At 32.1% G+C, this 22,883-nt stretch carries 24 protein-coding genes; 15 read left to right on the top strand and 9 right to left on the bottom strand.

The window, feature by feature from the left end; translation table 11 throughout:
* Window positions 1-3 precede the first annotated feature (3 nt).
* Together CN601_RS23605 and CN601_RS23610 are read left to right on the top strand one after the other, a co-directional pair.
* Complete coding sequence (locus CN601_RS23605; RefSeq protein ID WP_098172499.1) at window positions 4-1,053, top strand: ABC transporter ATP-binding protein; 1,050 nt, start codon at window positions 4-6, stop codon at window positions 1,051-1,053.
* Complete coding sequence (locus CN601_RS23610) at window positions 1,043-1,981, top strand: ABC transporter ATP-binding protein (RefSeq protein ID WP_098117236.1); 939 nt, start codon at window positions 1,043-1,045, stop codon at window positions 1,979-1,981. The genes CN601_RS23605 and CN601_RS23610 overlap by 11 nt, the downstream gene beginning before the upstream one ends.
* Window positions 1,982-2,518: 537 nt before the next feature.
* Here CN601_RS23610 and CN601_RS23615 read toward each other — a convergent pair.
* Window positions 2,519-2,722 carry a hypothetical protein gene (locus tag CN601_RS23615; RefSeq protein WP_056473635.1) on the bottom strand — a complete coding sequence of 68 codons (204 nt, stop codon included), beginning with the start codon at window positions 2,720-2,722 and terminating at the stop codon, window positions 2,519-2,521.
* 310 nt (window positions 2,723-3,032) lie between these two features.
* On the opposite strand from CN601_RS23615, the gene spxA reads away from it, so the two are divergent.
* Window positions 3,033-3,431: a transcriptional regulator SpxA gene (gene spxA, locus CN601_RS23620; RefSeq protein ID WP_056473638.1), complete on the top strand. Its 399-nt coding sequence runs from the start codon at window positions 3,033-3,035 to the stop codon at window positions 3,429-3,431.
* A 135-nt stretch (window positions 3,432-3,566) separates the two neighbouring features.
* Here spxA and CN601_RS23625 read toward each other — a convergent pair whose 3' ends face one another.
* A complete protein-coding gene (locus CN601_RS23625; RefSeq protein WP_098172550.1) occupies window positions 3,567-4,241 on the bottom strand; it encodes a TerC family protein in 675 nt (224 codons plus the stop codon).
* A gap of 315 nt (window positions 4,242-4,556) precedes the next feature.
* On the opposite strand from CN601_RS23625, the gene mecA reads away from it, so the two are divergent.
* The 4 genes from mecA (at window position 4,557) to pepF (ending at window position 10,245) form a co-directional block, all read left to right on the top strand.
* A complete protein-coding gene (gene mecA, locus CN601_RS23630; RefSeq protein WP_098117237.1) occupies window positions 4,557-5,228 on the top strand; it encodes an adaptor protein MecA in 672 nt (223 codons plus the stop codon).
* 50 nt (window positions 5,229-5,278) lie between these two features.
* Complete coding sequence (gene cls, locus CN601_RS23635; RefSeq protein ID WP_098172500.1) at window positions 5,279-6,826, top strand: cardiolipin synthase; 1,548 nt, start codon at window positions 5,279-5,281, stop codon at window positions 6,824-6,826.
* A 338-nt stretch (window positions 6,827-7,164) separates the two neighbouring features.
* The gene (locus CN601_RS23640) at window positions 7,165-8,370 is read left to right on the top strand and encodes a competence protein CoiA (protein WP_098172501.1); all 1,206 of its coding nucleotides are present in this window, start codon (window positions 7,165-7,167) and stop codon (window positions 8,368-8,370) included.
* 57 nt (window positions 8,371-8,427) lie between these two features.
* Window positions 8,428-10,245, top strand: coding sequence for an oligoendopeptidase F (gene pepF, locus CN601_RS23645; RefSeq protein ID WP_098172502.1), 1,818 nt, complete (start codon window positions 8,428-8,430; stop codon window positions 10,243-10,245).
* A gap of 344 nt (window positions 10,246-10,589) precedes the next feature.
* Here the strand turns inward: pepF and CN601_RS23650 are convergent, their stop codons facing one another.
* Together CN601_RS23650 and CN601_RS23655 are read right to left on the bottom strand one after the other, a co-directional pair.
* The gene (locus CN601_RS23650; RefSeq protein WP_098172503.1) at window positions 10,590-11,462 is read right to left on the bottom strand and encodes a DsbA family protein; all 873 of its coding nucleotides are present in this window, start codon (window positions 11,460-11,462) and stop codon (window positions 10,590-10,592) included.
* 666 nt (window positions 11,463-12,128) lie between these two features.
* Complete coding sequence (locus CN601_RS23655) at window positions 12,129-12,719, bottom strand: CYTH domain-containing protein (protein WP_098172504.1); 591 nt, start codon at window positions 12,717-12,719, stop codon at window positions 12,129-12,131.
* Between the two features lie 130 nt (window positions 12,720-12,849).
* Here CN601_RS23655 and CN601_RS23660 point away from each other — a divergent pair, with 130 nt between their 5' ends.
* From CN601_RS23660 to CN601_RS23675, 4 genes are read left to right on the top strand one after another with little or no spacing between them, the layout of a single operon-like run.
* Complete coding sequence (locus CN601_RS23660) at window positions 12,850-13,230, top strand: UPF0738 family protein (RefSeq protein ID WP_098172505.1); 381 nt, start codon at window positions 12,850-12,852, stop codon at window positions 13,228-13,230.
* Window positions 13,231-13,248: 18 nt separating this feature from the next.
* Window positions 13,249-13,872, top strand: a complete 624-nt coding sequence (gene yjbM / locus CN601_RS23665) for a GTP diphosphokinase (RefSeq protein ID WP_098117244.1) — start codon at window positions 13,249-13,251, stop codon at window positions 13,870-13,872.
* 15 nt (window positions 13,873-13,887) lie between these two features.
* Window positions 13,888-14,682: an NAD kinase gene (locus CN601_RS23670; RefSeq protein WP_098117245.1), complete on the top strand. Its 795-nt coding sequence runs from the start codon at window positions 13,888-13,890 to the stop codon at window positions 14,680-14,682.
* Window positions 14,683-14,693: 11 nt separating this feature from the next.
* Window positions 14,694-15,581 (top strand): RluA family pseudouridine synthase, encoded by an 888-nt coding sequence (locus CN601_RS23675; protein ID WP_179865672.1) that lies wholly within the window; start codon window positions 14,694-14,696, stop codon window positions 15,579-15,581.
* A gap of 223 nt (window positions 15,582-15,804) precedes the next feature.
* Here CN601_RS23675 and prpE read toward each other — a convergent pair whose 3' ends face one another.
* Both prpE and CN601_RS23685 read right to left on the bottom strand, forming a co-directional pair.
* On the bottom strand, window positions 15,805-16,560 hold the full coding sequence (gene prpE, locus CN601_RS23680) for a bis(5'-nucleosyl)-tetraphosphatase PrpE (RefSeq protein WP_098172507.1): 756 nt from the start codon (window positions 16,558-16,560) through the stop codon (window positions 15,805-15,807).
* Window positions 16,561-16,783: 223 nt separating this feature from the next.
* Complete coding sequence (locus CN601_RS23685; RefSeq protein ID WP_098172508.1) at window positions 16,784-17,947, bottom strand: FtsW/RodA/SpoVE family cell cycle protein; 1,164 nt, start codon at window positions 17,945-17,947, stop codon at window positions 16,784-16,786.
* A gap of 251 nt (window positions 17,948-18,198) precedes the next feature.
* Between CN601_RS23685 and fabI the strand changes: the two genes are divergently transcribed.
* The gene (gene fabI, locus CN601_RS23690) at window positions 18,199-18,969 is read left to right on the top strand and encodes an enoyl-ACP reductase FabI (protein WP_098117249.1); all 771 of its coding nucleotides are present in this window, start codon (window positions 18,199-18,201) and stop codon (window positions 18,967-18,969) included.
* A 125-nt stretch (window positions 18,970-19,094) separates the two neighbouring features.
* On the opposite strand, the gene CN601_RS23695 is transcribed toward fabI, so the two are convergent.
* Both CN601_RS23695 and CN601_RS23700 read right to left on the bottom strand, forming a co-directional pair.
* A complete protein-coding gene (locus tag CN601_RS23695) occupies window positions 19,095-19,760 on the bottom strand; it encodes a DUF2642 domain-containing protein (RefSeq protein ID WP_098172509.1) in 666 nt (221 codons plus the stop codon).
* Window positions 19,761-20,131: 371 nt separating this feature from the next.
* Window positions 20,132-20,605: a hypothetical protein gene (locus tag CN601_RS23700; protein ID WP_098172510.1), complete on the bottom strand. Its 474-nt coding sequence runs from the start codon at window positions 20,603-20,605 to the stop codon at window positions 20,132-20,134.
* A gap of 241 nt (window positions 20,606-20,846) precedes the next feature.
* Between CN601_RS23700 and CN601_RS23705 the strand changes: the two genes are divergently transcribed.
* Window positions 20,847-21,341, top strand: a complete 495-nt coding sequence (locus tag CN601_RS23705) for a CotO family spore coat protein (RefSeq protein ID WP_179865673.1) — start codon at window positions 20,847-20,849, stop codon at window positions 21,339-21,341.
* Between the two features lie 62 nt (window positions 21,342-21,403).
* Here the strand turns inward: CN601_RS23705 and CN601_RS23710 are convergent, their stop codons facing one another.
* On the bottom strand, window positions 21,404-21,943 hold the full coding sequence (locus CN601_RS23710) for a CotY/CotZ family spore coat protein (protein ID WP_098172512.1): 540 nt from the start codon (window positions 21,941-21,943) through the stop codon (window positions 21,404-21,406).
* Window positions 21,944-22,236: 293 nt separating this feature from the next.
* Between CN601_RS23710 and CN601_RS23715 the strand changes: the two genes are divergently transcribed.
* Together CN601_RS23715 and CN601_RS23720 are read left to right on the top strand one after the other, a co-directional pair.
* Window positions 22,237-22,587, top strand: a complete 351-nt coding sequence (locus CN601_RS23715; RefSeq protein WP_098172513.1) for a DUF1360 domain-containing protein — start codon at window positions 22,237-22,239, stop codon at window positions 22,585-22,587.
* Between the two features lie 67 nt (window positions 22,588-22,654).
* Window positions 22,655-22,849 carry a hypothetical protein gene (locus CN601_RS23720; RefSeq protein WP_098172514.1) on the top strand — a complete coding sequence of 65 codons (195 nt, stop codon included), beginning with the start codon at window positions 22,655-22,657 and terminating at the stop codon, window positions 22,847-22,849.
* Window positions 22,850-22,883: the final 34 nt, after the last annotated feature.

A 22,883-nucleotide genomic window follows, 5' to 3' on the forward strand; every position in this document is an offset into this window, starting at 1 on the left:
ACAATGAGTAAATTATTAGAAGTAAAAGATCTGTGTGTCTCCTTTTATACTCATGCTGGTGAAGTTCAAGCAGTACGCGGAGTTTCATTTGACCTAAAAAAAGGTGAGACATTAGCAATTGTAGGTGAATCTGGTTCAGGTAAATCAGTAACATCTAAAGCATTAATGGGGTTAATTCCAAACCCTCCTGGAAAAATTAAAAGCGGTGAAATCTTATTCGATGGAAAAGATTTAGCTAAAATAAGCGAAAAAGAAATGCAAGCTATTCGTGGAAAAGATATTTCAATGATTTTCCAAGATCCTATGACTTCTTTAAATCCAGTATTAACGATTGGATATCAAATTACAGAGGGTCTAATGAAGCACCAAAAAATGAGCAAAACTGAGGCAAAGAAAATTGCGATCGAATTAATCAACCTTGTTGGTATTCCACAGGCTGAAGAACGTTTTAAACAATACCCGCACCAGTTTTCAGGTGGTATGAGGCAACGTGTTGTTATTGCAATGGCGCTTGCTTGTAATCCAAAATTATTAATTGCCGATGAGCCAACGACAGCTCTTGACGTTACAATTCAAGCTCAAATCCTTGAGCTAATGAAAGATATTCAAAGAAAAACTGATTCAGCAATTATCTTTATTACACATGATTTAGGTGTAGTAGCGAATGTTGCCGATAAAGTAGCAGTTATGTATGCAGGTCGAGTAGTTGAAATTGGAACTGTAGACGATGTTTTCTACAATCCAAAACATCCTTATACTTGGGGACTTTTAGCTTCAATGCCTGACTTAGATAATGAACAAGGAGCAGAATTAGTAGCTATTCCTGGTACGCCGCCAGATTTACTAAATCCTCCAAAAGGTGATGCGTTTGCACCACGTAATCCAAATGCTTTAAAAATTGACTATGAAATGGAACCTCCTATGTTCAAAGTGTCTGATACACACTACGCTGCAACATGGTTATTACACGAGGATGCTCCTAAAGTTGAACCACCTGAAGCCGTTAAGAAGCGTATTCAACGAATGAAGGAAGGTGAAGTAAATGTCAAATAAAACAGCAGAAAAATTAGTTGAAGTTAAAAATTTAAAACAATACTTTAATACAGGTAAAACAACTGTTAAAGCAATTGATGATGTTACATTTGACATCTTCCGTGGAGAAACATTCGGTTTAGTAGGTGAATCAGGTTCTGGTAAATCTACAACTGGCCGTGCAATCATTCGTTTATACAATGCTACGGATGGACAAGTAATTTTCGATGGTGAAGATGTACATGGAAAGAAAAGTAGTAAAGAATTAAAGAAATTTAACCGTCGTATGCAAATGATATTCCAAGATCCATACGCTTCACTTAACCCGCGTATGAAAGTTGCTGATATCATCGCTGAAGGTATTGATATTCACGGCTTAGCTCGTAACAGACAAGAACGTACGAAAATGGTATATGACTTACTTGACACAGTAGGTTTAAATAAAGAGCATGCTAATCGTTTCCCACATGAATTCTCAGGTGGACAACGTCAACGTATCGGTATTGCAAGAGCACTTGCTGTACAACCAGACTTTATCATTGCCGATGAGCCAATTTCAGCTCTTGACGTATCGATTCAAGCTCAGGTTGTAAACTTAATGAAAAAGCTTCAAAAGGAAAAAGGCTTAACATATTTATTTATTGCCCATGACTTATCAATGGTTAAATACATTAGTGACCGTATCGGTGTAATGTATCACGGTAAAATCGTTGAGCTTGCAGATAGTAATGAATTATATGATTACCCAATGCATCCTTATACAAAATCTTTATTATCAGCAATTCCGCTTCCAGATCCAGTGTATGAGCGCAACCGTAAACGTATCGTTTATGATGCATCTCAACACGACTATTCTAACGAAGAACCAAAATTACGTGAAGTTCGTCCAGGACATTTCGTACTTTGCTCTGAAGCAGAATTTAAAAATTACCAACAAATGTATAAATAAAAACAGTGCCTAGTGAATAATTCGCTAGGCATTTTTTTATTGGGGTTAGGGACGGGAAGAAGGATAGGAAATTATATTAAGGTGTAGATAAAAAAGGTTCTAGAGTTAAAAAAACGGAAGAAGCATAGAATTTTTAACTCATAAAGGGTTCATGAGTTAAAAAAAACGGAAGAACCATCGAATTTTTAACTCATAAGGTGCTCACCAATTAGAAAAAGTAAAAAATCTAACTCTAATGAATCTCAAGGTATTATGAAATTAAAGGAAAATTAAGATGAAAGTTCTAAAGTTATCAATGCAGGCAAGGGTAGGTAGAAGAATGGGTGGACTAGCTGTGGAGAAGAAGGAAGAACAATAGTGTATAATGGTGCGGTATAAATTTATTTTCAAAGCCCCTGAATCTAATATTCCTTAGAATACTGAACCAACTATACCTTAAACATCTCCTAAAGACTCAACCTTTTTTGAAGCAAAAAAAAGAAAGGGCTTTTGCCCTTCCTTTTCCTAAAACCTTTGTTCTACCTAATACCTGCACTATTAATAAGTTTTCTTACGGAATTTGCCTTGGCCACCAACTTGTTTGAAGTTAGCAGACATTCTGTCAGACATCTCAACAAATTGACTTTTTTTACTTCTACCGAATATTTTTTCGCCGATCGCGTTTGTAAACACACCATTAAGTGCAGTAATTCCAATTACTAACACTGCAACAATCAATAAATCAGTTATGTAAGCTGCCATTAGATTAGCCTCCTAGGAATGTAAGCGTTACTATTATTGTATTAAAAAAGTGGTGAAATATAAAGCGTAATTGGGTATTTTCAAAATAATTATTTTGAATTTATTGGGTTTTAAATTTACTGAAAATTGTACACCTTTTGTATAGGTTTTTTTAAATTTTTTTACAAATTAGTCTATATTTATCTTAAGCAATACTGTATAATGTGAACATATAGTGGTAGATTAAACTTATTATAATTAACCAATTCTTATAAATTAATAAACATAACTATATTACTTTTTTTAAAAGAATAGTTAGGGGGAGCGCAAAATGGTAATTTTGTATAATTCACCAAGTTGTACGTCTTGTAGAAAAGCAAAAATGTGGCTAGAAGATAATAATATTCCTTATAAAGAAAGAAATATTTTTTCAGAACCATTGTCAATTAATGAGATTAAACAAATATTACGCATGACTGAAAGTGGTACTGATGAAATTATATCAACAAGATCAAAAATATTCCAGGAATTAAACGTGGACCTTGAAAGTCTTCCTTTACAAGACTTATACGAAATCATTCAAAAATATCCGGGTTTATTAAGAAGACCTATAATTATTGATGAGAAACGTTTACAAGTTGGTTATAATGAAGATGAAATAAGAAGATTCTTACCACGTTCAGTTCGCACATATCAATTACGAGAAGCACAACGTTTAGTTAATGAGTAATCTTTTGATTTGAATTGTGAAAAATATTACAATTCTTGATTAACATTCTCATTCATATTGAACAAATACTTATGAATAATATATAAAAAGCTGTAAAAAGTTTATTGAATACTTTTTACAGCTTTTTTTTAACAATTAAGAAGTTCGCTTACGATATCGAATATTATTAAAATAGTAACCTATAATAATCGTGAAAATGACACAAGATGAACTGACAATTAACTCCATATCGTTTCTCCCGTTAATATACGCATTAATAGCTGGTTCGTCTATTAACATTTTGCTTGCTGTAATTGAAAGAACGGAAGCACCAACAAAGCTAAGGACTGGATATCGTTCTAAAAACCATAAAACGACCTTACTTCCCCAGATAATAATTGGAATCGAAATCGAAAGACCTATAATTACTAATGATGGCTTTCCATTCGATGCCCCTGCAATTGCTAATACGTTATCGATCCCCATTACAAGGTCAGCAAATACAATTGTACGGATGGCATGGAAAACGGTATAGTTTTCCTTTATGGAAGAAAGATTGTCCTCTTCCTGGATAATTAGTTTGCATGCTATGTACAAAAGTAATATTCCGCCGATTAAATGTAGAAAAGGAACCTTTAAAACATAAATTGCACCAATTGTTAAAATGATTCGTAAAACAATTGCGGTTATACTACCCAAAATGATCGCTATGTTTCGTTGTTTATATGGTAATTTTCTACATGCTAATGCAATGACAATAGCATTATCACCACCTAAAACAATATCTATGATGACAATCATTAAAAAGGACCATATATACTCAAGATCTATCATGAATTCACCTCACTTACAAATGCTTTATGTTTGTCCTAATAATACTAGGTATATGATGATTTTTAAAAAATAGGTGAATTTTATTTCCAAAATTTTAATTTGTATCATAAAATAGAAGTGTAGTTACTATTCGCATTTAATAATTTTTCATGGTAAGATAGATAAAAATTTACTTATTAAAGCTAAATTTTTAAGAGTATTTTTCTAATTTACTATTTCAGAATTTTATATTTAATATAAAATTCTTTAACTATATTTATTCTATTTCGTCTAACGCAATTACTTGTTGTTCATTAAAGGAGGGGGAAAACAATGGAAATAGAAAGAATTAATGAGAATACGTTTAAATTCTCCATATCCTACTTAGACATCGAAGAGAGAGGTTTCTCGAAGGATGAAGTATGGTTAGACCGAGAAAGAAGTGAAGAGCTTTTCTGGGAATTAATTGATGAAGCGCATTTGACTGAGGAATTCATTGCAGGTGGCCCCCTATGGATTCAGGTACAGGCACTAGACAAAGGCTTAGAAGTAGTTGTCACAAAAGCTGTAATTTCTAAAGATGGTAAGAAAGTAGAAGTTAACTTAGGTGAAGGAGAAAAGAATTTAGAAATACCTTTTATTTCTGTAGATGATGACGATGATTCAGAAGAAGATGATGATGACGACATTTTTGAATCGATGGATGAAGAGGAAAATGAAATTATTTTATCCTTTAAAAATCTTGAAGATCTCATTTCTTTATCTCATTCTGTTAATCAAGAATCATTTGAAAGTACACTTTATTCCTTCCAAGATTATTACTATCTTTATGTTAAATTTGAGGAAGATTTACTTGATGAAGTTCAAGTTGAATACCTATCATCAATGTTACTTGAATATGGCCATCGTTCAAAGGTAACTATTCATGTTTTAGAGGAATACGGAAAATTGATTTATGAGAAAACAGCATTACCTCATTTTAAATCAATTTTTCCATTACTGTAATAGCCGATGCCTTAGGGATCGGTTTCTTTTCTGTATAAAGGAGAATATTGATGCAATTTCGATTAAAGATTTTAATATTTTTATCAATTGTAGTATGCATTTTATATTTTGCTTCTCCGACTATTAAATTCATTTGGCTAATGAATTTTGCTTTTTTTGAGAAATCTACTGTTTTTAGATTAATAAGTATTATGTTTTCGATAACGGCAATAGGTGTATCGATTATTATTTTCTTAGAAAATAGAAATCCTGCTAGAACCTTAACGTGGATCATTCTCTTGGCCATATTTCCGTTGTTTGGTTTTGTTTTTTATTTAATTTTTGGACAAAATTACAAAAAGAAAATGGTTTATCGAAAAAAAGCAATTAATGATCAGAATGCAAATGGGTTAATCAATGGGTCAGATGACGAAGAAGTGAAAGATTTTATTTATCAAAATAAAAGATTGGAATATTTAATTAATATCGCTGCAAAACAGAGTAATACACCAGTCACTATGAATACTTTTACGAAAGTTTTAACGAATGGAAGCGAAACATTTCCTAAAATTATTGAGGAATTAAAAAAAGCAAAACATCATATTCATATTGAGTTTTATATAGTAAGAGATGACGAAATTGGTAAACAGCTTAAAGAAATTCTAATTGAAAAGGCAATGAGTGGAGTAAAAGTTCGATTTTTATATGACGCTGTAGGAAGCTGGAAGTTATCAAGAAGTTTTGTAAAAGATTTACGAAAAGCTGGAGTAGAAATACTACCATTTTCCCCTGTGAAAATTCCAGTATTAAATGATACCATCAATTACCGGAATCATCGTAAAATCATTGTAATTGATTCAAATGTCGGTTTCGTCGGCGGTTTAAACATTGGAGACGAGTATTTAGGCAAAGATCTTTATTTTGGTAAATGGAGAGATACACATCTATACCTTAATGGAGAAGGTGTGCGAACACTACAATTCATATTTCTACAAGACTGGTATTATATGACGAATGAGTTAATTGATAAAAAAGAATATTTTGATATTAATTCAAATGATTATTCCTCAAAAGGAGCAATTCAATTAGTTTCTGGAGGACCAGATCGGAAACATGAAGTCATTAAAGAGTTATTTTTTGCCATGATTACTAGTGCAAGAGAAAGTATTTATATTGCTTCACCGTATTTTGTACCGGATGAAGATATATTAACTGCGCTTAAGGTGGCAGCAAATGGTGGGGTAAAAGTAAAAATTCTAATGCCAGATCGTCCAGATAAAAAGATTGTATTCTATGCCTCACGTTCTTATTTTCCAGAGTTATTAGAGGCCGGAGTAGAAATATATGAATATAAGCAAGGGTTCTTACACAGTAAAATATTAATTGTAGATGGAGAAGTCGCTTCTGTGGGAACAGCAAATATGGACATGCGAAGTTTTCGTTTGAATTTTGAAGTAACTGCATTTTTATATTTGGAAGAAAGTATTGATCACTTAGTTAATGATTTTAAACATGATATCCTTGATTCAGAAGCAATTATATTTAACGAATTTAAAAAGAGACCTATATACAAAAGGATATTTGAATCATTATCAAGGTTAATGGCACCACTACTTTAAGTGCAGAATTACTTGAAAAAGATTGGGAATTTGTATGAATAACTTCATTATAAAGAACAATTTTATATAAATGCATAGACAAAAAAAGCCTACCAAATTGAAAATTCAATTTTTGGTAGGCTTTTTTACACATTAAGAAAGTATAAGTTGGCAACTGTGAAGATCAGTCGGCGTAGATGCCAATTTTAGGTATAAGTATAAGTGCAACTACCCCTCTGTCATCGCCTAAAGGCTCGCCAATCGGCGAGTTTTCTTTAATTGAAAAATCGTTTTTTATTTTTTTGAAGGATATTATGAGGAGGATAGTGAAGTAGAGTGGAAAGGAGGTAGTTTTTTTCATGATCGTTGCATTAAATTCAAAGAAAGATATTATTAATTTATTTGAAATGAAAACTCCAGAGGAATTAGTCAGATTGAAAAAAGTTGGGCCATACTATTGCCCTAATTGCCAAAAACCGGTGAGGCTCAAAGCTGGTCTAAAGAATGTTCCACATTTTGCTCATATTGATTTGACGGAATGTGAAAATGAAGGAAAAGAAAGTCTTGAGCACATAAAGGGGAAATTTGCTTTATATCAATTTTTTAAAAAATTAGCGTTAAATGTTGAAGTTGAAAAATTTTTTCCAGAATTAAATCAAAGGCCAGATTTGTATGTTAGTTTACAAAGTTTTCAATTATGTATTGAGTATCAATGTTCTATTATACCGTTAGATCTAATGGTAAAAAGAACTAGTTCCTTAAAGAATAGTGGAATGAAAGTAATGTGGATCTTAAATGATAAGCTATTAAAACAAAAAAGATGGTCATCGTTTTCTCTAAATTCACTCTCCGTTTATTCTCTTATTAAGGTTAACGTAAATTCTCTTCTGTATTATAATCCTACGATGGATTCATTTATTGTCCTTTCCTCACTAATAGCATTCTCCCCAGTCCAATATATTGGACAAAAGCAAGTTTATCCAATAAATCATTTTAATCTAAAGAAATTATTATCCCAAAATAAAATTGATAAAAAAGAATTCATTGATCGATGGAATCGTTTAAAAAAAGATTATAGACTTTATCAACATCTGCATACTAAAGGTAAACTTAAAATTTTAAAACAATATTTGTATAAAGCAAATATTGTTTATTTTCCGGCTCTAATCGGTGTGCCATTAGAAAGTAACTGTATTATTAAGGAACATTGTATCTTATGGCAAGGGCTAATATATTTTAAATTTTTTCATCATGTGGAGATTGGACAACGGATTGATATCGAGAATATTAAGCAATATGTAAATTTAGAAGTACAGAATAATCATTGGAGGATTAATCAGTTTCAGGATAACGAAATAGGTAATTTGGAGAAATGTGTAGAAAAGTATATTGACTTTTTAGTAAAATTTAGAATCGTAAAACGGATTAAAAATGGTAAAATAATGAAGATAGCTAATGCTATTATTCCATCATCATTCGAACAAGCATTGGATGAAGACTGTCTGAGTGCTAATACAGCATTTGATTTATTGTTTAACGTAGAAACCGATTCAAATGATTATTAATATCAGGCGTTGGAAGGTTATTAATACAATAATAATAATAATTTAGGGGGATCAGACATGCTAGAACAAAAAGCTGTAAAAAAACTGCCGACTAGAAATGAAGTTCAAGAAGAATTAACTTGGAAGTTGGAAGATATTTATGCAACTGATGCTAAATGGGAAGAAGAGTACAAGAAAGTACTTGAATTAATCCCATCATTTTCAGAATTTAAAGGCAAATTAGGAGAATCTTCTCAAACGCTTTTAAATGCATTAAAAAAGCAGGACGAAATCTCGTTCTTATTAGGTAAGTTGTATACATATTCTCATATGCGTTACGATCAAGATACAACAAATTCAACATATCAAGCGTTAGATGATCGCGCTAAAAACTTATATACTAAGGCTGGAAGTGCAATGTCATATTTCGTGCCTGAATTACTAACAATTTCAGATGATACATTGAAAAAATTTATTGATGAAAACAATGACCTAAAATTGTACGAGCATTCTTTAGAAGAAGTTTTAAAACAAAAACCGCATGTTCTTTCAGCAGCTGAAGAAGAAATTATGGCTCAAGCATCTGAAGTATTATCATCTTCTAGTAATACATTTGGAATGTTAAATAATGCGGATTTAAAATTCCCAACGATTGAAGATGAAAATGGTGAAGAAGTAGAAATTACTCACGGTCGTTATATTCACTATTTAGAAAGTGCAGATCGTCGAGTTCGTAAAGATGCATTTGAAGCAGTTTACAATACGTATGATGCGTATAAAAACACTTTTGCAAGTACTTTAAGTGGAGCTGTTAAGAAAGATAATTTCAAGGCTAAAGTAAGAAAATACGATAACGCTCGCCATGCAGCATTAAGCAATAATGCTATTCCTGAAGTTGTTTATGATCAATTAGTTTCTACTGTAAATGATCATTTAAGCTTATTACATCGCTATATTGATATTCGTAAGAAAGCATTAAAATTAGACGAAATTCACATGTATGACTTATTTACTCCTTTAGTTGAAGAAGTAAAAATGGAAGTTAAATATGATGAAGCAAAAGAAGTATTATTAAAGGCATTAAAACCTTTAGGTGAGGAATACATCGAAATTCTTAAAGAAGCATATGAAAACCGCTGGGTAGACGTTGTAGAAAACAAAGGAAAACGTAGTGGTGCATATTCTTCTGGTGCGTATGGAACGAATCCATATATCTTAATGAACTGGCAAGACAATGTAAATAATTTATTTACTTTAGCACATGAATTTGGACATTCAGTGCACAGTTATTATACTCGTAAAAATCAACCATATGTTTACGGAGACTATTCAATTTTCGTAGCAGAAGTTGCGTCTACATGTAATGAAGCGATATTAAATGAGTATTTACTAAAAAATACAGAAGACCATAAACAAAGATTATATTTATTAAATCACTATTTAGAGACGTTTAGAGGTACTGTTTTCCGTCAAACAATGTTTGCAGAATTTGAGCACAAGATTCATGAATTAGCTCAAAATGGTGAAGCATTAACGCCAGATTTACTAACAAAAACATATTATGAACTAAATCAAAAATATTTTGGTGAGGATATCGTAATTGATGAGTTAATCGGGTTAGAATGGAGCAGAATCCCGCATTTCTATTACAACTACTATGTGTACCAATACGCAACAGGATTCAGTGCGGCTACAGCTCTTTCTAAACAAATTTTAGAAGAAGGCGAGCCAGCAGTTGAGAGATATTTAGGCTTCTTAAAATCAGGAAGCTCTGATTATCCAATTGAAGTATTGAAAAAAGCTGGAGTAGACATGACTTCTTCACAACCAATCGTAGAAGCATTAAAAGTCTTTGAAGAAATGCTAAACGAAATGGAAGAATTACTATTTAACTAAAATTTTTAAGTAACCAGACATGTGTAAGAGTAAATCTTATGTGTGTCTGTTTTTTTTGGTATTATCCCATTTGCTCATATTCTCAATTGAATCGTTAAGCCTACGGTATATTTTCAGGTTATTTTGGTTGATCTTAAAGCATTATCCTAGAATTGTATTTGTGTCTAAAATGTGAAATATTTCTCAAGTGGTTGCCAAACGCTAAAATAAATTGTATTATAAGGGTGTGAATTACTTCACAAACACAAATACCCCTTTGTTGAACGTGAAAATTTCTCCCATCCCCTTGATGTAATTTTACATCAAAAAAAGGACCTAGCGAAAGCTAGGTCTTTTTTTGTCGTTTAAACAACGTATTGATAATAAATATTATCTTTTTGAACAATTTTCTTAACTTTTCTACGTAAAATTAGTTTCTTTAATTCTAGCTCCATGCATTGAGTAGATTTCTCATAGATCGTACAAAGTTCTTTTATTGTAACAAAAGGTTGAAATTTAATAAATTCGGCTAAATCAGGAAGTTCTCTTTTTTCTAGCTCTGTATTAGTCATTAGTTTTAAAATTTTTACATAGGTTTGATAGCTCTCAAAACCAGATACCTTCAAACCTTCTTCTTCAATATTCTCATTAAAAAATACAACACTCGGTATTTCAGTTACATGCATTTCTTTTGTAACTTTAATATCGCATTGTAAAGCTTTAATTGAGTGGATACTGTGTAAATCTTCCATAAACTCTTTGACATCAATATTTATATCTTTAGCACATTGAATAAGAACTTCTTGATCTGTAATGTCTAAGTCCATTAAGAAATAATATTCTTGTAGCTTTTTTAAATAACTAACGCCAGCTACTCTACCTTGAAGCTCAGCTGCTTTTATTGCAATTGCCGAGTAATAAGGATAAAGCTCTTTATTATCAATCCAAAGGTGATCATCACAAAGTATATCTGACCTGCTAGCTGTCTTTTCCCAAACGAAAGAAAGCTGAGATGGTCGTTTTTCTAATAGTTTTTTTGTAGTGTAATATCGATTAACTGGAATATAAGTAGATGAAAAATATTGACCATATTCTAAGTGGAACTTCTTTAAAAGTGTACTAAAATCCCAACAATTTCTACATAGTGGATCTATGAATACATACAATTCAATCGATTTTTTTGTACAGTTCTTCTCGGGAAGCGTGATTGATTCCTTTTTATATTGTTTGTCATTCATATATTTCACCCTTATTGCAATTCAAATGTCCGTACTATAACAGACTTGAAAATTAATTTGTAAGATATAACACGTTTCATCTCTAATCGTATTGTAGCAACGGAGAGTTAATATTTCAAATATGATGCACTTTTTTTCCATAATCTATTAAATCTTTTTAATTAAGTAGAGTCTAATGAAAGGAAGTAGTGAACTAAGTATAGTCGATCTTAAAGAATTCGCCTGAGTTGTAAATAAAGTAAATACTGCAAATAAATTTTGAAAATCGCAATTAAAATCGTCAAAACTGCAAATAAATTTCTGGAAATCGCAAATAAAATCATCAAAACTGCAATTAAAGTCTCAAGAATCGCAAATAAGAAAAAGAAATACCCATACCCGTTTGGGCATTTTTCCCTGAAATTGGCCAAAATCAGTTACTTCCAAATACCTAACTCGGAATATTACTTTAATTATATAAAAAAATGATAAAAATCTGTTAAATTTTGATTGGAAGGATCATTAAAATAGATTATGAATTAAAAAACTTGGAATTATACCCTCTATTTTCTTCCCTCGGCTGACTAGGAGAGGCACACAGCTTGGCGTTTATTCGTATAGCTTATAAAAAAAGCCTCTCATCCATCAGTTAGTCTGACTTTTGAAAGGCTTAAAAAACCAAATATATCACTTCTTATCAAGCTCATTTTTGACATTAAAAAAGCGTTTAATTTTATTAAGAGTTTTACGCTCTGGAATTTGATGATCCATTAGAAGGTTGATGAACTGCTGTTTGCCAATGTTTTCATCGGTTACTTCGAATTCTAGTTCATAATCCTCATGATTTAAATATGTACTATGGTCTAAGACTAAGAGTCCATCTTCATATGGGAATTCTACTCGATTTGTTGTTAACTCACCTATTAAATTTAAATCATTTAAGTTTAACTTTACTTCGTTGATATATTCTTTTACTTCACCATCTGGTAATACGGATGTTTCCAACATGTTTGATGCTTCAGATTCACTAATTTTTTGATTAATTTCTAAATGACCGACAGTTTGTCTAATTTTCAAAGTTAATGTATAAGAAGTGGCTGACTTTTTGCGAATTCTTAAAGCTCCACCATGTTCTTTAATTGAAAAACTGGGAGTTTCAAAATAATAATTAGTTTGCGAACGGAACCTAGATTCATTAATTTGAAAAAAGGTTTTTAGGTTTTCAAATTCTTCTTTTGTTAATAAGTTTTTAAATTCAATTTCAATTTCTTTAGCCATAAGAAGCTCCTTCTTTTTGTATTATTTGTGTTATTGTTTGTGCTAGTCGTCTATTTTCTATTTGATATGTTACAATATAATTGGTCAAATTAGAATAAAATACATACATTAAAAAGGTTGAGGTTTTACGATGAGAAAAATGCTTGAAATAAATGGAACAATTATAAATGAAGATGGTTTATTTTTATTACTTGATCAGTCAAAATTGAATTTAGAACAATGTAGTGAAGTTGGGACAATGATTGCAGACTCGGATGAAAGTTCACTATTGTATATAATAGAAGAAAAAGAAGAATTTGTATATGTTACGGTTCCTTTTGAAAATTGGTCTGATTTAAAAAAAGCAAGTGATCAAAATTTAAATGTATTTTTAAAAGTCGCTGAAGAAAACCTGGCACTAAATAATTGGAATGATGAATTATCTTATTTAGTTCAAAATGTAGAAGGTAATTTTAACTATGGGGAAGAATTTGTTAAGCAGATTCAAAGCGTGTTTTTAGAAGAGAAGTAAGGTAGTGGGTGATTGGATATGAATGGTCAATGGGAAAGTTTTTTAGCACCATATGAGCAAGCAGTAAATGAATTGAAAGTTAAGTTAAAAGGGATTAGAAAGCAGTTTGAAGAAACTCACCAACATTCCCCTATTGAATTCGTTACTGGGAGAGTAAAACCAATTCATAGTATCGTGAATAAGACAATTAGAAAAGGTATTCCATTAGCGAATTTGGAAACTGAACTACAAGATATTGCTGGTCTAAGAATGATGTGTCAATTTGTTGAGGATATTAAAAATGTCGTGGAACTTCTTCGTAAACGGAAGGATTTTAAAATTGTAGAAGAGCGCGATTATATTACGAATAAAAAGCAGAGCGGCTATCGTTCATACCACGTTGTAGTTGAATATCCAGTTCAAACGATTGAAGGTGAACGTAAAGTGCTTGTGGAAATACAAATTAGAACACTTGCGATGAATTTTTGGGCAACAATAGAGCATTCTTTAAATTATAAATATAAAGGGCAATATCCTAAAAACATTCTTGAACGATTACAAAGAGCAGCTGAAGCAGCGTTTTTACTTGATGAAGAAATGTCTCTAATAAGAGGAGAGATTCAAGAAGCACAAGCCGAATTTTCGAAAAAAAACGACCAATAAGGGAAGGACAAGAAAATGAATTTTGTAATTATGTCTAAGGGTGATCAAGAGTCCAATGAGCTGATGAAACGAATGAGAGATTATTTAGAGAGCTTTGATTTTAAATTTGATGAAGAAGAACCTGAAATTGTCATATCCGTAGGTGGCGATGGGACTTTGCTTCATGCTTTTCATCATTACACTCATCTTCTCGATAAAGTATCTTTCGTAGGGGTTCATACTGGACACTTGGGATTTTACGCTGATTGGGTACCAAGCGAGGTAGAAAAACTTGTTATTGCAATAGCGAAGACTCCATTTCAAGTAGTTGAATATCCTTTATTGGAAGTTATCATTCGTTACAAGGATGGAAGAAAAGAAATGCAAACACTAGCTTTAAATGAGTGTACGATAAAAGGACTTGAAGGTACTTTAGTGATTGATGTTGAAATAAAAGGTCAGCATTTTGAAACATTTAGGGGTGACGGGCTTTGCATTTCTACTCCATCAGGTAGTACTGCATATAATAAGGCTTTAGGTGGTGCGATTATTCATCCATCAATTGAGGCGATTCAAATTGCTGAGATGGCATCAATCAATAATCGAGTTTTTCGTACTATTGGCTCACCACTTGTTTTACCTAAGCATCATACTTGTTTACTTAAACCAGTAAGAAACGCAAACTTTCAAATTACATTAGATCATAAAACAATTGTGCATCAAGATGTTAAATCGATTCAATGTAGAGTAGCTCATGAAAAAGTACGATTTGCACGTTTCAGACCATTTCCATTTTGGAAGCGTGTTGTGGATTCTTTTGTTAAAGAATAATGGTGAAGAAAATGAAGCAATTTAGTTTAAAGTGGGAAGTAAAAAAAGAACATAATGGCATTTTACTTAGAGAGTTTCTTAAATTAAAGGAGCTCTCTAAACGTGCGTTAACAGACATAAAATTTCAAGGTGGAAAAATCACAGTAAATGATGAAGAAAAAACTGTCCGTACAATATTAAATGAATCAGATCTTGTACAAATCTATTTTCCAATCGAAAAGCCAAGTGAAGAACTAATAGCTGAAGAAATTCCTTTTGAGATTGTTTATGAAGATGATGCAGTTTTAGTCATAAATAAACCTTCTGGAATACCGAGTATACCTTCTAGAGAGCATCCTAAAGGTACTCTAGCAAATGGTTTATTATATTATTATCAATCGATTGGACTTCAATCTACAATTCATATTGTAACTAGATTAGATAAAGATACTTCAGGATTAATGCTAGTTGCTAAAAATCGTTATATTCATTATTTATTTTCTAAAAATGAGTTAAAAAGTGTTCAAAGAAAATATATAGCAATTGTTCATGGGCATATGAATGAATCTATAGGGGTTATACGGGCAAAAATTGCTAGGAAAACTGATAGCATTATTGAAAGAGTTGTTTCTGAAAACGGGCAAGAGGCAATTACTCATTATAATGTCCTGTTGGCAAATCGTAAATATTCAGTCGTAGAACTAGAATTAGAAACTGGTCGAACACATCAAATTCGTGTTCATATGTCTTCATTAGGACATCCGTTAATTGGGGATGATTTATATGGAGGGAAAAATGATACGTTAAAGAGACAGGCGTTGCATAGTTATAAGTTGTCATTTATGCATCCAATTGACCATTTTAGGAAAAATCTTGAAATCGCTTTACCACCTGATTTAATAGGCTTTTTGGAATCGTAAAATGTCAAGAGATAAATTTGTCTAAATTTTGTAGAATTTATTGACAATATATGAATAATAGATTATTTTTAATTATGTAGTGTTTCAACCATGGGGATGGAAGAGACTAAAATATAACGCTGATAAGTGGACGCCTGCTTAATCAGCAAAAAAGTAGGTTCCACTTGGAAATCTACTTTTTTTTTGTTCTATTTCTAAAATTTATAAGTAATCTAATTATTTTTTAAATGCTTTTAACCTCTTCATAAAAGCTAATTTTTTCCTCAATATAAGGCATTGAAGACTGGACCTGTGTAATTTTTCGTTCCGGGTATGAAAATGCAGTAAGTTTGCCTCCAAAAACTGCACCTGTATCGATATTTATTGTATTATTTAATTCCCTTGGTTCCTTAATAGGAGTATGACCATAAATTATTAAGGCTTTACCTTTATAATCTTTAGCCCAATCTTTTCTTACAGGCATTCCATTAGGAAGTACCTCTCCATTAATATCACCATATAAAACAAATGTTTTTACATTATTCGAATGCTTACCAATCATATCCTCACGTATACCAGCGTGACTAACAACTAACTTTCCATGATCAAGAACATGATACAATGGTGAGCCTTCATAAAGCTTTTTAAATGATTCTTCATAATGACTTCTTTCTTTACCGTTTAGTGCTTCTAATTCAGCTACAGTCGTTTCAAGACCATGTTGAATTTTCACATTACGTCCAAGAAAATAACGATAAAGCTTATTACAATGATTGCCCGGTGAATAATATGCTTTTTTATGTTTCATCACTAATTCATATACTACTTTTATAACTGCTAAAGAATTTGGTCCTCGATCCGTTAAATCACCAACAAAAACCAACTTGCGATCATTAGGGTGGATAGGGATATTATTTTCCCACAAATAGCCAAGCTTTTTAGTTAACGCGACAAACTCATCATAGCAACCATGAATATCTCCTATTACATCATACTTCATCTTATCAATCCTTATTAAGAAAATTGAAACAATTAATTTCTATTAGTATGTACAGTAAATAATAGAAAAAACAATAAATCTAAATGTTAAAGCGGCGTTCAAAACCTCGCAGTAGCAGAAAAAATTCTAAAAAAGACTTCCATTGTTTCTCTAAAGTAGAAATAAAAAAGAGGGGCAAGATTTAAAAAATCTTGCCCCTGCTTTCCTTTATCATTAGCCATATTTAGTCAAACATGTATTTATTTGTTCGAGATCTTACGTTTAGGATGAAACCTATTGCTAGCAGGTTGGTTGCTAGTGAACTTCCTCCATAGCTAACGAATGGTAGAGTGATCCCTGTAATTGGTAGTAGCCCAATCGTCATACCAATATTTTGGAATACTTGGAAAGTGAACATACCAACTACTCCTGCACAAATATAACTACCAAATTTATCATTACTTTCTAACGCGATATGAATCATTCGATAAATTAATAAGAAGAATAATGAGATTACTATACTTGCTCCTATGAAACCATATTGTTCGCAAATTACTGTGAAGATAAAATCTGTATGCGGCTCAGGGAAGTATGCCTCACCGTTATGGAAACCTTTTCCTGTTAGCATACCAGAACCAGCTGCCATTAATGCCTGAGTAAGCTGATACCCTTGAGATGGATATTCATATGGTGCTAACCAGCCGTAAAAACGATTTAACTGGTATTCTTCCAGTATGTGAGATGTGAAAAACTCAAAATGGTAAAAGTATAGATAAACCATCAATGCACCAAGGCCGACTGTTAAAGCAACTAGTCCAAGGATATAGCGCCAACGAATTCCAGAAACTAAGATCATTGATGCAATAATTGCGCACATAACCATTGTATTTCCTAAGTCGGGCTCTTTAGCAATTAATAGTAATGGTGGCAGAGCAAAACCAAATATTTTACCTAAAAGTAAAATATCTTCTCTTTTTCCACGTACTGCATACGTTTCATTGTGTCTTGAAATGACTGTTCCTAAAATGATGATCATAAAAATTTTCATTAACTCAGATGGTTGGAAGTTACCTACACCGGGTATACTGTACCATGCGGTAGCACCTTTAATCGTTTGAGCACCTGGGATATGTAATTCTAATCCAAGAAGTAGGATTAAACCAAATCCATACATATACCAAATTACATTTTTATATCGATCAAAATCAATTATCATAATAGCTGCAATACCAACTAATCCAATGATATACCATTTAATTTGTTGAGCAGCGAAATTGATGTTTCTTAGATTTGCAGGAAGGCTAGGCATTGCACTTGTAATTGCAAGATAACTTACAACTGCTATACAAAATAGAATGAATAGTAATTTAAAATCAATTTGAAAGGGAGATGTACGGTCTTCCTTCATGTCCTCACCTCTCTATATATTATTTTATTAGTATGCTTTTAAATAAGCATTTTAAATGTACGACATTCATCATTATAATTTATTTTTGTCTTTAAAGGAATTAAAAAACGATAAACTCTTTTTAATAAACTATTATATCTCTGTTTTTTTTGTATAAAGCTATATTTAACTTTACTATTTTCAATTGATTGTATTTGTGCTACTATTTTAGTATCTAGTACTAATAACTAATAATAAAGGAGACTATTGATATGATTTCATTAAAAGGTAAAACATATGTAGTTATGGGTGTAGCAAACTTCCGTAGTATCGCATGGGGAATTGCACAATCATTACATAGCGCTGGAGCAAACTTAATTTTTACATACGCAAATGAAAGATTAGAAAAAGGGGTACGTGAACTAGCTGAGTCACTAGAAAATCCAAATAATATTCTTGTTCAATGTGATGTAACTAGCGACGAAGATTTAGCAAAAAGTTTTGCTACAATTAAAGAGAAAGTTGGAGCAATTCACGGTGTAGCACACTGTATCGCATTTGCAAATAAAGAGGATTTAAAAGGCGATTTCGTAGATACAAGTCGTGACGGATACCTTTTATCACAAAACATTAGTGCTTACTCTTTAGTAGGTGTAGCTCGTGAAGCTAAGGAATTAATGGCTGAAGGCGGTAGTATCGTTACGTTAACTTACTTAGGTGGAGAGCGTGTAATGCAAAACTACAACTTAATGGGTGTTTCAAAAGCAGCTTTAGAAGCTTCTGTACGTTATTTAGCAAATGACCTTGGTAGATATAACATTCGCGTAAACTCAATTTCTGCAGGGCCAATCCGTACGCTTTCTGCAAAAGGAGTAGGTGACTTTAATTCGATCTTAAAAGAGATTGAAGAAAAAGCTCCGTTACGTAGAAATGTAACACAAGAAGAAGTCGGAGATTCTGCACTATTCTTATTTAGTGACTTAGCAAGAGGTATTACTGGAGAAAACATTCACGTTGACTCAGGATACCATATAATGGGATAAAGATAGTAAAAAATAGAAGCTCTAGGAGCTTCTATTTTTTTATCGTAGAAAATGTAATGCGGGATGGAAGAGAATTAATCTTCTCTTTTCCTGCTTTAGTTATGCCCGCAACACTCGTTTGATTTTTACGGAATAAAAATTGATTTTAAGTGACGAAGACCTACTAATTTGCTTTCTCCTCTTGATGTCGTTAACTCTATGAAATTTGAGTCAATCGAGCTCAACTTACCTATATATTCGTAATGCTCTCCACTGTTCATAACGACTAATTCACCAATCAATTTATTTAATTGAACGTCTAGAGTGCGTGCTAAAGGGATATTAGAAGGATTTACAGGTAAAAGGTTATTACTTAACATATAAGGGGTTTTATCAGTGAGATAGGGGGTTAACCATTTTAAATGCTGTAATGATATATACATGACTTTATAGATTGGGGAATAAAAAACGAAGTAATTATTCATGATTGTTGTAATAAAGCCATGAAAAGAATGATTGTTTGAAAGACTAATTTCAACAAAAATTCCTTTAGCAGCAGTTAATACTTTACGTAAAGATAGCTCATCTTTTTCGTGTTCTAATTCCTGTAAGGAAGGAACAACTCCGTAGGATTCTTCGATTAAACTTTCACTTAGATTATGAATATGCAGTAGTGGCATATAAAGAAAATTTTCACCATTGAAAACAACTAATAAATCATTTCCAACTTCAATTAAGATTCCATCAACATTACTGTTACCAGATATTTCAATTGTAACTTGTTTGTTGAGAAAATTTTTGAAACTTGCCATGATTTTCTCCTTTCTTAAAAAGATAAATCATTACTATTCAGACATGTTCATTTCTGAAAAAGGATTTTCATTTTAGATTAATTGGGCATATCTTAGAACGATAGTTTGTCTAAATAAAATCAATCATTTCATTAAAAGAATGGCAAGATTGTTAGTGCCTGTCTATTATGAATGAAAAAAGATTATTTGGGTTGAAAATTTATAGTTGAATTAGTTAATTAAACATACTTCCAATGATCTATTGATTACCACTCAAAATTAAGTATAGTTTCAAATTACATTATTATTTTTAAACATAATTAGAATGGCATCGAGGTAATTGTTTAAAAAAAAAGGGTCGTTTTATTTGAATAAAACGACCTTTCTAAACATTATTTTCTTCTTCTTAATGTTTGGCTTGTCGTATTACTTCTTTCGTAAACTTCAAATTTTTCTCCGAAACTTACACTTTTAATATGATAAGTAGCAATATATACTAGTTCATCGTTTAAAGAAATTTCTACATACTCATGATTTGCATCAAGAAGAATACCTTCGATTTTGTCGTGGCCACCACGATTAATTTTTACCCATTGTCTGCATTGAGAATTTAATAAATCTACAAAATTCTCGTTAGGTAATAATTCAATCGTATTGAACATTTCATCATAAGATAATTTACCTTTTGCAAATGAAGTTAAACTTTTTACATGAGTGTAAGGGAAATAAATTACACCATCTGTCTCTGTAAAAAGAGCAATATGTGTTCCAAATGCACCAAGTAATAAACCTTCTTTAGATTCATGACCTCCTCGACCAATTCTAACTCCTTTACCTACGAATACTGAGAATAACTCTTTATTCACTTTTTCATCGCTCCTTGTTTTTTCTGTGCGGTTACAATGTATTTATATGTGCCCTGTCAATTGTTTGTACTAGGATATTTGTCCAATTTATAAGATTATGTACAAAATTGGTCAAGTGTTGATAGGCATTTATTTCTATTTTAGGTACTTTTCTAGGTTAATTAATTGAGAAAAAGTTAACATGATACATATTGTCCGTTCATATAATTTATGGGGGCACACTTACGAGGGAGGAACAACAATGGCAGGTAAAGAGTCTAAAGAGGGAGTAAAGCCATTATTATATATTGCACAGCCTGATTTTGAAGAAGCAAAGTTAAATGTACAACACTCTTATGTAGTGAAAGTAAATAAACAGGATCAAAAAACAAAGGAAGAAAATTATGTAGAATCTAAATATGAAGAAGTGGAGGAATTAGAAGAAGAAGTTGTTATAGAAGAAGAAGAAGAAGAAGAAGAAGAAGAAGTTGAGCCGGAAAAACAATCTGAAGTAGATAATGCTTGGATGAAAAAACCATTCAAAGCGATGACAAATGAAGAGAAGGTTTTGTTTATGATCAATAAGCCTCATTATATTCCAAAAGTGGAATGCCGAATTAGAACAGAAAAAGATTTATTTATTGGTTATATTATGGGTTACAACGAAGGGAAGGTTTCAATTAAAGTTTCATCAAAAATTAACGATATTGAACTGGATATTGCAAGCATCTTAAGTATCCAAATGGTTGGAATTTAGACCTATTAAAAAGGTGGTAGATCCATGATCTACCACCCATAGTTTTTTAGTTTACATTAAACTTACAGATTTGAAACGTGTACGTCACGTAAGCATTGGATTGCACAGAAGCAATCTAAGTCAACAGTTACACAAGTATTTGATGCTACAAACATATCAGCTTCAACTAAATCACAGAAACTATTGTTGTTATTGTTGTTTTTGTTATTGTTGTTATTGTTGTTAACTGGAACTAATGCTCTTAATACTGCACAGCTATCTTCATCAACGCTTTCAACACGGAATACAACTGTATCTTGGCAATTGTTGATTTGTGCGTTTTTGTTTTGGTTTTGGTTTTGATCGCCGCCTTGAGCTTGTTGAGCCATGATTGGCATCATAGTATTATTAAATGCTGGTACTCTAAATAATTCACCGTTTGCTAAATACAATAGGAAAGGGCGAGTATTTGCAAGTGGTACATTAGGGTTAGCACCTAAAAATGGAACGTCACAACCTGTTGGGCAAGTGTTTGTTGCGCAATCTTGTAGATCATTTATGAATTTTACAACGTCACTTACACAGTGGTTTCTTTTTTTGTCGTGGTTGTCTTTGCAACTCATCTTTTTCACTCCTTATCACTTATGATGGATATTACATTAATATGATATTAAGCAGGCGAAAAACGGTTACTGAAGATTGTTGCTTTTTTAGATAAATGGGCGAGGGGGATAAAACAGGGCGAATGATATAGAAATTAAAGGATGGTAAGGACAGTAGCGTAGAAATGAATAGAGGGAGGAGACGGGGTAGAAGGGATAGGTAGAGAAAAAATATACTGGGGAGGGAAGCAAAAGCGAAACAGAGTGGTTTTTATGCCTCCCTAGTATCCTTATCCCATGTCCCTGCATCACTAATGGATATTAGCTGGTTTTTATTGTTCATATTAATTCTGGCAAGTTTTCGATTAACCCGTTTAGTGGTTCATGATAAAATAACGTCTTTTTTGAGAAGACCTTTTATTGATGAGATAACGATTGAGGAAAATGGAATGCCGGTTACGTATACAAAGATCAAGGGTAGTGGACTACGATATTTTTTTGGTGAACTATTAAGTTGTACTTGGTGTAGTGGAATTTGGAGTACTGCGTTTTTACTATTATTATATATGTTCTTTCCTCATGTGGGAGAGTTCATCATTATTTTATTAGCGATTGCTGGAGCAGCAGGTGTAATAGAAACAATTGTTAGTAGATTGAATTCGTAATTTAGGTAGAACGATTGAAATTTCCTTTCATATACTAAATTGAATAGACTTATTTAGGAGGGAAGTTATGTATAATCAAGGACAAATGACACCTTTTCAATGGCAACAACTTCAACAGCAGCAACAGTATCAAATGCAACAACAACAAATGCAACAACAACAAACGAATCAAGCAAACTATAACCCGTATTATCAAGGAGCACCAGCTGGTTATGTGAAAAAATCAGGTTGTGGCTGTAGTGGTAGAACGACTAGACGATAATCCATACAAAAAGGTGAGCATTGTCTGCTCACCT

The organism is Bacillus sp. AFS017336, assembly GCF_002555445.1.
GTDB lineage: Bacteria > Bacillota > Bacilli > Bacillales > Bacillaceae_G > Gottfriedia.